Source organism: Sphingobacterium sp. Ag1 (assembly GCF_000988325.1).
In the GTDB taxonomy this organism is placed as follows: Bacteria; Bacteroidota; Bacteroidia; order Sphingobacteriales; family Sphingobacteriaceae; genus Sphingobacterium.
Window position 1 is genome coordinate 1 of sequence record NZ_LBGU01000008.1, and the last position, 9,723, is coordinate 9,723.

The window sequence follows — 9,723 nt, forward strand, 5'->3', positions numbered from 1 at the left end:
ACTAATTTTCATAATACGTAAAGGTTTACAAAACCGTGGGTCATGAGGTATCAGTCGCCACGTTTTGCCAAATGGTAAGTTATTCATACATTTACTCTTTGTGGTTAATTGGGTTTACTTAATTCGCTTTTTAATTTTTTTAGGCCTTTTTGATCATTTCGGAACAGGGATGCTGCAACATTCCTGTTCTTACTTCGTTATAAGACCTTGGATTAGGTATTATTTCTTTTACATAGACACTCCTTTTATTTATTTCCTACGATTAATTCTTGTCCGTCAAATTCAAATTTTAAATCACAGACGTACGTCAACATTTCTAAAACTTCAGACAACTTGACATCGCGTTTAAAATTGCCTGTATACACCTTATCCAATGCCACATCTTTCCTGAATTTAACATGGATGTCATACCATTTTGAAAGTGTGGAGGCAATCTCAACAATGGTCTCTTTCTTAAAATAAAACTGATTGTTATGCCAAGATAAATCGTGTTCCAAATCTGCCTTTCCTTTGCGAAGCTGTTCTCCTACAAGATTCGCATATTCCCCAGGTTCCAAAACAACGATATTTCCAGAATGGCTTACCTGCACTCTTCCCGAAGACAATGTTGTGCGAACATTTTTCCCATACGCATTAACATTGAAATGCGTCCCCAATACCTTTACTTCGTTTTCTTTAGATTCCACAAAGAAAGGTCTATTTCCGTCATGAGAAACTTCAAAATAAGCCTCACCTTCCAAGAAGACACGACGCTCATTTTCTTTAAATTTTACAGGAAATTTAAGCTGAGAGTTGGCGTTTACCCAGACCTGGGTACCATCCTCCAAATTTATTTTATAAAAATTACCTTTTGGAACAACCAACGTGTTAAACTGTAATGAACCTTCTGTTACTGCCAGATCTGCGTGGGGTATATGATCAGCAACGATTTTTGGATCTACTGTTTTGTTCGACTTCTCCAAAGGCAAAACTGATCCATCCGCCAAGACCAATAAGGCACCTGGCTGCGCCGGTGAAATATCTTTTTTTACGGGACGAATAGCTGCTACTTGCTCAGGAACTTTCCGATCCTGCTGAAATATATAAAAGAGTGATGCTCCTAATAGTACAATGAGAATGGCGGCAACACGAAGTAGAAGACGATAATTTTTCTTTATTTTCTGAGGAGTCCGCTGAATATTACCCCAAGCCCCGTCTTCATCCAAATTAGCAAAAAAATGAAGATCTCCTTCAATATTTTTTGCCTCTCGAAAGCTTTCAATCAAATCATCATTCCTTTTGTCAGATTTCCGCCACTGCTCAATAGCATCTCGTTCCGCCACGGTTTCTTGACCACGAAGTAACTTACTAATTAGTCTGGCTATGTAATTGGTATTAGCTTTCATATCTATAGGTTAGAAACCCTATAGATTCACCAGGGGTGACAAGAATTAAAATTATTTTATTAAAAAAATAATAAGGGGTAAAAATTCGGGATGAAGCTTCTCTAACAAAATCTTCATTCCCCGTTGCTTCTGGGTCTTCACGGTGTTCACGCTAATCTGAAGTTTTTCCGTAATCTCAAGATTCGATAAGCCTTCCAAATAGCCCATCGTAAAAATTTGCTGACAGGCAGCAGGCATTGTTGCTATAATCCGATAAACCTCATTGATCACTTCGGTATGAATCATAGAAAGTTCCACAGAATGCTCATCTTCTTCAGTGAACGCTACTTTCGTCCAATACTTTTCCTTCACTTTTTCATGCCTAAGGTGCTTCAAGCAGGAAAACCGAACGGCAGTATATAAATAATTTCGAACAAAGCTTTCAGATTCATCCATACGCTCGCGATCCTTAAAAAAAGTAATAAATGCTTCTTGTACCAAATCTTCAGCAATAGCAGATTCCCCTACAAATTTCCATGCAAAGTGACACAAGCTTCTATAATGCGTTCTAAATAACTTCTCTTCGGGGCCCATACTTCAAACGGGTATAACAAAATTGATTAGCAACAATCGTTGGTGGCTGATAAACTAGTTTGTAAATATATAATTTTTAATTTTTGTTAAACAAAAATTAACACATTTATTACATAAATTATTCATACTGCACATTAAAAAATTCTATCGCTCAATAAATAAGGATCTCTTATTTCATTTTTATAAACGTATTTTTCTTTAAAAAATCTGTTCTTAGCCGAAAACAAAATCCCCTCTTTTATCCTTTATATAGAGGAAAAATGGTCAAAAACTGGCACTTTTTCGCTTTTTTTTATTATATTGTAAACTTTCAAAAAACCTTCATCGCCATATAAGCATTGGCAACGATGAAATAGTGAAGGTTAAAAATTAAAACAAAGACTAAATGCTATTTACTGTTCTGTCAGGATTAATAACATCGAGCCTTATTGTTCCATTTGGTCGGTTCCTAAAAACCAGATGGGGTATTATTCTCGCATTCTTACCGGTACTTCTATTTTTATACTTTGCACAATATATTGTACCTATTGGTCAAGGCTCCTATTTCGTGCAATCAACACCCTGGGTGCCCTCCTTAGGCATCAATCTGGATTTTAAATTAGATGGACTATCGCTACTTTTCGCCTTATTGATTACCGGGATCGGAGCTTGCATCTTTTTCTACGCGAATGCCTATCTCAAAGGTCATCGGTATATCGACCGTTTCTTTGGCTACCTCTGCCTTTTTATGTCGGCTATGCTGGGGCTTGTCCTGTCGGACAATATGCTGTTGCTCTTCATCTTTTGGGAACTAACCTCGATCAGCTCATTTTTTCTCATTGGATTTAACAATGACAAAAATGATTCGCGCAAAAGCGCATTAACCGCACTAGCCATTACTGGTTTGGGTGGTTTTTTTCTACTGGCAGGTTTTATTTTGCTGGGTAATATCGCGGGTACCTACCATATTACCGCACTCATCGACAAAGTATCCCTCATTCAGCAACATCCACTATTTCCCCTCGTCTTTGGCCTCATAGCACTTGGAGCAATTACGAAATCAGCACAATTCCCTTTCCATTTTTGGTTACCCGGAGCCATGAAGGCGCCAACGCCAGTGTCGGCCTACTTACACTCGGCAACGATGGTTAAGGCAGGAATCTATCTTTTGGCCCGTTTTTCACCAATACTTGGGGGCAACCCAATCTGGCTGTATTCCCTCATGGCCATTGGTGGTTTCACGATGTTGTATGCCGCATTCCATTCGCTTTTCAGAACAGACCTCAAGGGTGTACTCGCCTATTCAACCATATCCGCCCTCGGTATTTTAGTATTCTTGTTGGGACTAGGCACCAAGGATGCCGTTATCGCAGCAAGTGTCTTTATACTCGTACATGCCCTATATAAAGCCGCATTATTCTTGATTACGGGGATTATAGACCATGAAACGGGAACGCGGGATCTTACCATCTTACGGGGGCTACGTAAGGTATTAATGCCTGTCGCTATAGCAGGTTTCCTAGCGGCACTTTCCAGTGCCGGTATTCCACTTACATTTGGGTTTATTGGAAAGGATCTGATTTATGAGGCAACACTACATGCCACACCTGATTTATTTCTCTATTTGACAGTCGCTGCAGTAGCAACAAATATACTCCTGGTCTCTGCTGGATTTATGGCCGGCATCAAACCTTTTATGGGTAAGCTACCCGAGCAATTTCATGAAATCCACCTACCTTATAAAGCCCTATGGATCCCACCTTTACTTTTAGCCGTCCTCGGTGTTGTTTTTGGCTGTGTCCCCGGACTTATCGGCGACTGGATTGCAGGGCCGACTGCGGTAAGCATACTTGCAAAACCGGAAACTTTTCACCTGAAAATCTGGCATGGCTTCAATTTAGTCCTGCTATTAAGCGCTATTACAATTGCCGCGGGTACCTTACTTTATTTCGCAAACAGACCCAGTGCTAAAAAATTGGCTTGGATTGCAAATTTCAATAAGATTTCGCCTGAATATATCATCCAGTTATGTGCGCAGGAAATTGTTTTATTCTCGGCCTTCTTCACCAACAAAATGCACAACGGCTATTTGCGTTCGTATCTGTTGAAAATTATTTTATTTGCCGAATTATTGATCGCCTACCAACTATACCTGGGTGGGCCACTCCATATCAAATGGGAAACCCTATCTCCGGTGAGTTTCTACGAAGTCACTACAGTCTGCATTTTGATTGGTGCCATTGTACTCACCATCCGCACCTCGTCCCGATTAACAGCTGTAGTAGCCACCAGTGTTGTAGGTTATGCTATATGTCTTATTTTCGTGTTTTACAGTGCTCCAGATCTAGCGATGACACAGTTTACCATCGATACCCTCACTGTGGTACTCTTCGTATTGGTACTCTTTAAACTACCTTCTTTCCTGAACCTGGCCAACCGGCGCACCATCATTCGTGACGCCATTGTCGCTATCGTTTTTGGAATTTTGCTTTCCATGGTCGCACTTCGAGTTCTGCATGAACCAACAACGACAAATATCAGTGATTTCTATGGCGATTATGCCTATGTGCTTGCTAAAGGAAAAAATGTCGTCAATGTAATACTTGTCGATTTCAGAGGTTTTGACACCATGTTTGAAATTGTGGTATTGAGTATCGCTGCATTGGGGGTATATAGCTTATTAAAATTACGTTTAAAGTCCTCTGATAAAGAATAATGATAGATAAAGTTTATGCATAAATGAGCGGACAACTCATTGCTAAATAATAACAAATGAACAGTACAATATTACAGACCGCTACGCGGTATTTATTACCAATACTTTTACTTTTCTCGGTATTCCTTCTACTCCGGGGGCATTATTATCCGGGCGGAGGCTTCGTCGGAGGCCTAGTTGCTTCAATTGCCTTTGTTCTGCATAGTTTTGCCTTTGGCCCGCAAAATACCATGAAATTGATTCAATACAAGCCCCTGTCGCTCATCCCCATCGGACTGGGAATTTCGGCCATCAGTATGTTCCTACCTGCATTTTTTGGTTATCCCGTCATGACCGGTCTTTGGCTGGAAGAGAAAATTCCCGTCATCGGGATGATAGGAACCGCCTTATTTTTTGACCTTGGTGTATACTTTGTTGTCATTGGCGTCGTCCTGACGATTTTATTTACAATTGCTTTAACGACTGAAGAAGAAGAATAATAATGGAACTGATACTCGTACTCTTGATCGGCATCCTTTATGCTGCCGGAATATACCTCATCCTGCGTCGAAGCATGGTGAAATTGTTGCTGGGTATTATGTTACTGGGCAATGGTACCAATATATTGATCTTCTTATTGGGAAATATTATTAAAGGTAAACCACCCATCATAGGTCCCGATTTGAAGGTATTCACCGATATTTATGCGGACCCGATTCCGCAAGCCCTTATTTTAACGGCCATCGTGATCAGCTTTGGCCTGACCTCCTTTGCCATCGTTTTACTCAAGCGTGTATATGCATTGCTGGGTACAGATGATCTGGATGATTTGAACACCCCTGAGGAAGAAGATATATGATAGACAACCACATTATTGCCACGATTATCGTGCATTTATTTATTGCTATTGTCCAACTGATGTTGTGGCGCAAATCCACTGCACAACGGTTTTTGAGCGTTGGTGGAAGTTTGCTCGCACTTATTCTTGCCTTTAAACTATTCTTCAAGGTTTATGACGGTGGTATTTTGACCATGAATGCGGCCAATTGGAAAGCTCCGTTTGGGATTGTCTTTGTTGCCGACCTATTCAGCAGTACCCTTGTTCTCCTGACTTCAATAGCAGGTCTGGCGGTCTCCATCTTTTCCTGTGTCGGTGTGGGACGCCAGCGCATCTTATACGGCTATTTCCCGATCTTTCACTTTTTGATGATGGGACTAAACGGCGCGTTTCTGACAGGTGACATCTTCAACCTGTACGTATGGTTTGAAGTCATTATTATTTCCTCTTTTGTACTCATGACCTTAGGGGGTAGAAAATCCCAATTGGAGGGAGCTGTAAAATATATGGCCATGAATATCCTGGCTTCCACGTTTTTCCTAACCGGCATAGGCATACTTTATGGTATTTCAGGTTCTTTAAACATGGCCGACTTGGCCCTGCGCATCCCCAAAATACAAAATCAGGCATTAGTAGAAATTACAGCCACATTTTTCCTGATCGGTTTTGGCATCAAATCCGCCGTTTTTCCACTCTATTTCTGGTTACCCTCTTCTTACCATACGCCGCCTTCAGCCGTAGCAGCGACATTTGGAGGCTTGTTGACCAAGGTTGGGATTTACGCCTTGTTCAGGGTCTTTTCACTATTATTTATTCCCAATCATTTTACCAAGGAGCTTCTTATCGTACTGGCCATATTGACCATCCTGACGGGCGCTTTTGGTGCATTGATCAAGACCAATATCCGAAGGTTATTTTCCTATTTGATCGTTTGCCATATTGGTTTTATGATTGGCGGTTTGGGCTTATATAGCAAATGGGCCTTATTGGGGGCAGTATTCTATCTGATCCATGATATTATGGTCAAAACGAATTTATTCCTCATCGCCGGTGTTATACGACAACTCCGTGGTACCATGGATATGAATAAACTGGGCGGACTTTATGCACAATACCCAAAGATCTCATTGCTTTTTGCCATTGTTCTTTTTTCACTGGTGGGCATCCCGCCACTCTCGGGCTTCTGGCCTAAAATCTATCTATTCAAAGATGCATTTCATTTGGAAAAGTATGCATTCGCGGGAGCCCTGATTATTGGCAGTTTTATCACTTTGTTTGTCATCGCCAAAATGTGGGCACAGGTATTCTGGAAAGATGCACCTGACCCTGAAATCATTGAGGATAAATTTGCAGGCATGATTGGCTATAAAAGAACAATGCTCATACTTCCTGTCGTTATTTTGGCATCAGCGTCCCTGTATATCGGACTCAACGCCGAATCGATTATCCATGTCGCCGATGAGATTGCTACACAGTTATTGGACACATCACCTTACATAAACGCTGTATTAGGAGGGCAGAAATGATATGATTAAACAGTTTTTAATGAACCTTATGTTATCCTTCATTTGGGTCGCACTAACGGGATCGATGTACTACACCAACTTCCTATTCGGCTTTATGTTGGGATTTGGTATCCTCTGGTTGATGAACAGGAATGAGGTAGATCAACGCTATTTTTATCGGGTACCCAAAACATTGAGTTTTATTCTTTTTTTCTTGTGGGAAATGATTGTCGCCAATGTGCAGGTAGCCTACGACGTGATAACACCCAAATTTTTTATCAAACCGGCGATTGTCAAATATCCCATGGATGCAAAAACCGATTTGGAAATAAACCTGCTTTCAACCTTTATCTCCTTGACACCCGGCACACTTATCCTTGACGTAAGTGAAGATAAAAAAACGCTCTTTATTCACGTCATGTATATGAAAAGCAAAGAACAGTTTGTTTCTACCCTTAAAAATAATGTTGAACGAAGACTTTTAGAACTCTTAAGATGACTTTAAATAGCTATTTTGATTATGTGATCCTTCCGATCTTGACTATTTCAGTCATACTGGCGTTTATCCGGCTGTATAAAGGTCCCCAAATATTTGATCGTGTGATTGCCCTCGATCTCATTATCACCATCGGAATTGGCATTATTACCGTTTATAGTATACGAACGTCGCAGGAAGTGTTTTTAGACATTGCCATGATCTTAGCGCTTATCGCATTTCTTGGCACGATCGCATTTTCATTTTATTTAGAAAAACAAAGCAAAGATGATTGATATTACTTTAGCCATACTCAGTACCATCGGGGCATTGGCCATACTATTTGCGTCTATTGGCATCTTGCGGATGCCCGATTTTTATTTACGTCTTTCGGTTACGGTAAAGGCAGCAACGCTGGGTGTGGGACTTTTACTCATCTGTGCGGCCATGACCTTCCCGGATGTATCCGTAACAACCAAGGCTATAGCCATTGGATTTTTTCTGATCCTAACGGCTCCGGTTGCCGCACACATGATTGGCAGAGCTGCTTATATACAGCGGGTGAAAACATGGAAGGGAACCACCTTAAATGACCTTGAAAAGGAAGGTAAATTAGATTGTCGAAAGGAAGATTTTTAAGAAAAGCTATACAGTTATTCCTAAAAATCTTCTTGTCTTTAGAACTTCTTGTCCTGATTAAAAGATAATACAAACAGGAGCAGGTACAGCAATTTCTTTCCCGGTATCTGTCAACAAGCCTGTTTTAGTATCCCGGCTAAACAAAACAATGTTGTTGGTATATTGATTGGCGATCAAAAGATATTTCCCATCCGGAGAAAGGTTGAAATTGCGCGGTCCTTTACCTTTTACTGAAAGATTGGCAATTTTCTTCAATTCCCCATCTTTCTCTACCGAAAAAGTAGCTATCGTATTGGCATCGCCACGGTTGGTCGCATATAGAAACTTTCCATCAGCAGAGATCTTAATATCAGCGCCACCATTACTTCCTTTAAAACCTTCCGGGTTAATATCAAAAGTACTTTGATACATCCACGCATCACCATCTTTCTTATACGATGCAATTTGACCGGTCATTTCCAGGACGACATACAGGAATTTTTCTTTCTTATCAAACACAATATGACGTGGTCCTCCTCCAGCTGGCGTAAAGACATCTTCCGATTCATCAGCAAGGCTATAGACGTTTCCCGCTTTATTCACCGGATAAATAGAAATCTCATCCAAACCAAGATCTTGGACGTATAACTTATCCCCTTTATTCGAGAAAAAAGTAGAATGTACATGTGGCTTTTCTTGGCGTACAGGATCCACCCCCTTACCCTCGTGTTGTATTAAGCGTGCTCTTTTACTTAAAACACCATTACTTTCTAAATCAAACAGCGCCGCAGAGCCGCCCGTATAATTTGCCACGGCAAGCAAGCTACCCTTCGGATGTACTTCAACAAAACAAGGCGACTCTCCTCCAGAAGGAAGTGAGTTGAGAAAAGTTAAATGACCGTCCTTAAAAGAATAAGCCGAAACGGCCCCCTCTTGATTTGGAACCTCATTAACGGCATAAATAAAGTTATTATTTCGCGCTAAAAAGGATGGATCTTTACTCTCTTGTGTGCTCAACAAAGTTGTTTCACCAGTTTTAACATCAAAATTATAAATATAGATACCCTTGCTCGCAGTTTTGCTCGTATATGTTCCCACAAACATGGGAATCTGTTGCGCAAAACTAGCCAGAGGTAAAATCGTCATCAAATAAATAAATGCTTTTTTCATTGTAATTATTTTATAAATATAGCTACTCCTGTGTTGAATGAGACCGTTACATCAAGTTTGTTTCTAAATTATGCGAGATCCCGCTCAAATTTCCCCATTCATTCCGCAGTGTGAGGATCTAAAACCCCGCCATTTTATAGGCGTAAATATCGTCAATAGACTTGTTAAATTTGGTTAAAACCGTCCTTTCTAATAGGCAAATGCGTATTTTAGCACATCAATTTTAACAATTCCAAAATCACCCATTTAAAATAGTGGGAATACAAAAATATTGTTAAATAAAAGTACGAATAATTCATATAATCTGATAATTTTGTGCTGTTGTTCAAAAAAGTATATATTGGACACAATTACTACGCATACCGCCAAGGCAGCGTGAATACTTGTGACAAAAGAATAAATGATGAACAAATAACCGAGTGAAATGATTTCATTTATACAAATGAAGAACGCTCATAATTACATAAATAATTTATACGGATGAA

Annotated in this window: 10 protein-coding genes; 7 read left to right on the forward strand and 3 right to left on the reverse strand. The window is 40.2% G+C overall.

Annotation, left to right across the window (positions count from 1 at the left end; all coding sequences use genetic code 11):
• Window positions 1-245: 245 nt before the first annotated feature.
• Together AAW12_RS00165 and AAW12_RS00170 are read right to left on the reverse strand one after the other, a co-directional pair.
• Window positions 246-1,385 carry a FecR family protein gene (locus tag AAW12_RS00165; protein WP_046671605.1) on the reverse strand — a complete coding sequence of 380 codons (1,140 nt, stop codon included), beginning with the start codon at window positions 1,383-1,385 and terminating at the stop codon, window positions 246-248.
• A gap of 51 nt (window positions 1,386-1,436) precedes the next feature.
• Window positions 1,437-1,958, reverse strand: coding sequence for an RNA polymerase sigma-70 factor (locus tag AAW12_RS00170; RefSeq protein WP_046671606.1), 522 nt, complete (start codon window positions 1,956-1,958; stop codon window positions 1,437-1,439).
• A gap of 385 nt (window positions 1,959-2,343) precedes the next feature.
• Between AAW12_RS00170 and AAW12_RS00175 the strand changes: the two genes are divergently transcribed.
• Genes AAW12_RS00175 through mnhG form a run of 7 tightly spaced genes read left to right on the forward strand, consistent with a single transcriptional unit; the run spans window position 2,344 to window position 8,089 of the window.
• Window positions 2,344-4,653: a putative monovalent cation/H+ antiporter subunit A gene (locus AAW12_RS00175; RefSeq protein ID WP_046671607.1), complete on the forward strand. Its 2,310-nt coding sequence runs from the start codon at window positions 2,344-2,346 to the stop codon at window positions 4,651-4,653.
• 56 nt (window positions 4,654-4,709) lie between these two features.
• Window positions 4,710-5,132: a Na+/H+ antiporter subunit B gene (locus tag AAW12_RS00180; protein WP_046671608.1), complete on the forward strand. Its 423-nt coding sequence runs from the start codon at window positions 4,710-4,712 to the stop codon at window positions 5,130-5,132.
• 2 nt (window positions 5,133-5,134) lie between these two features.
• Window positions 5,135-5,491, forward strand: a complete 357-nt coding sequence (locus AAW12_RS00185; RefSeq protein ID WP_046671609.1) for a Na+/H+ antiporter subunit C — start codon at window positions 5,135-5,137, stop codon at window positions 5,489-5,491.
• A complete protein-coding gene (locus AAW12_RS00190) occupies window positions 5,488-6,996 on the forward strand; it encodes a proton-conducting transporter membrane subunit (RefSeq protein WP_046671610.1) in 1,509 nt (502 codons plus the stop codon). Before AAW12_RS00185 ends, AAW12_RS00190 begins: the two co-directional genes overlap by 4 nt.
• A 19-nt stretch (window positions 6,997-7,015) precedes the next feature.
• Entirely contained in the window at window positions 7,016-7,474 is a 459-nt protein-coding gene (locus AAW12_RS00195; protein WP_227550155.1) for a Na+/H+ antiporter subunit E, read from the forward strand.
• Window positions 7,471-7,746, forward strand: a complete 276-nt coding sequence (locus tag AAW12_RS00200; RefSeq protein ID WP_046671612.1) for a monovalent cation/H+ antiporter complex subunit F — start codon at window positions 7,471-7,473, stop codon at window positions 7,744-7,746. Before AAW12_RS00195 ends, AAW12_RS00200 begins: the two co-directional genes overlap by 4 nt.
• Entirely contained in the window at window positions 7,739-8,089 is a 351-nt protein-coding gene (gene mnhG, locus AAW12_RS00205) for a monovalent cation/H(+) antiporter subunit G (protein WP_046671613.1), read from the forward strand. Before AAW12_RS00200 ends, mnhG begins: the two co-directional genes overlap by 8 nt.
• A gap of 57 nt (window positions 8,090-8,146) precedes the next feature.
• Here the strand turns inward: mnhG and AAW12_RS00210 are convergent, their stop codons facing one another.
• Window positions 8,147-9,238 (reverse strand): lactonase family protein, encoded by a 1,092-nt coding sequence (locus AAW12_RS00210; protein ID WP_046671614.1) that lies wholly within the window; start codon window positions 9,236-9,238, stop codon window positions 8,147-8,149.
• Window positions 9,239-9,723: the final 485 nt, after the last annotated feature.

Coding starts and splice junctions, on each gene's coding strand:
- AAW12_RS00165 (WP_046671605.1), bottom strand. CDS start 1,385: ATGAAAGCTAATACCAATTACATAGCCAGACTAATTAGTAAGTTACTT.
- AAW12_RS00170 (WP_046671606.1), bottom strand. CDS start 1,958: ATGGGCCCCGAAGAGAAGTTATTTAGAACGCATTATAGAAGCTTGTGT.
- AAW12_RS00175 (WP_046671607.1), top strand. CDS start 2,344: ATGCTATTTACTGTTCTGTCAGGATTAATAACATCGAGCCTTATTGTT.
- AAW12_RS00180 (WP_046671608.1), top strand. CDS start 4,710: ATGAACAGTACAATATTACAGACCGCTACGCGGTATTTATTACCAATA.
- AAW12_RS00185 (WP_046671609.1), top strand. CDS start 5,135: ATGGAACTGATACTCGTACTCTTGATCGGCATCCTTTATGCTGCCGGA.
- AAW12_RS00190 (WP_046671610.1), top strand. CDS start 5,488: ATGATAGACAACCACATTATTGCCACGATTATCGTGCATTTATTTATT.
- AAW12_RS00195 (WP_227550155.1), top strand. CDS start 7,016: ATGAACCTTATGTTATCCTTCATTTGGGTCGCACTAACGGGATCGATG.
- AAW12_RS00200 (WP_046671612.1), top strand. CDS start 7,471: ATGACTTTAAATAGCTATTTTGATTATGTGATCCTTCCGATCTTGACT.
- mnhG (WP_046671613.1), top strand. CDS start 7,739: ATGATTGATATTACTTTAGCCATACTCAGTACCATCGGGGCATTGGCC.
- AAW12_RS00210 (WP_046671614.1), bottom strand. CDS start 9,238: ATGAAAAAAGCATTTATTTATTTGATGACGATTTTACCTCTGGCTAGT.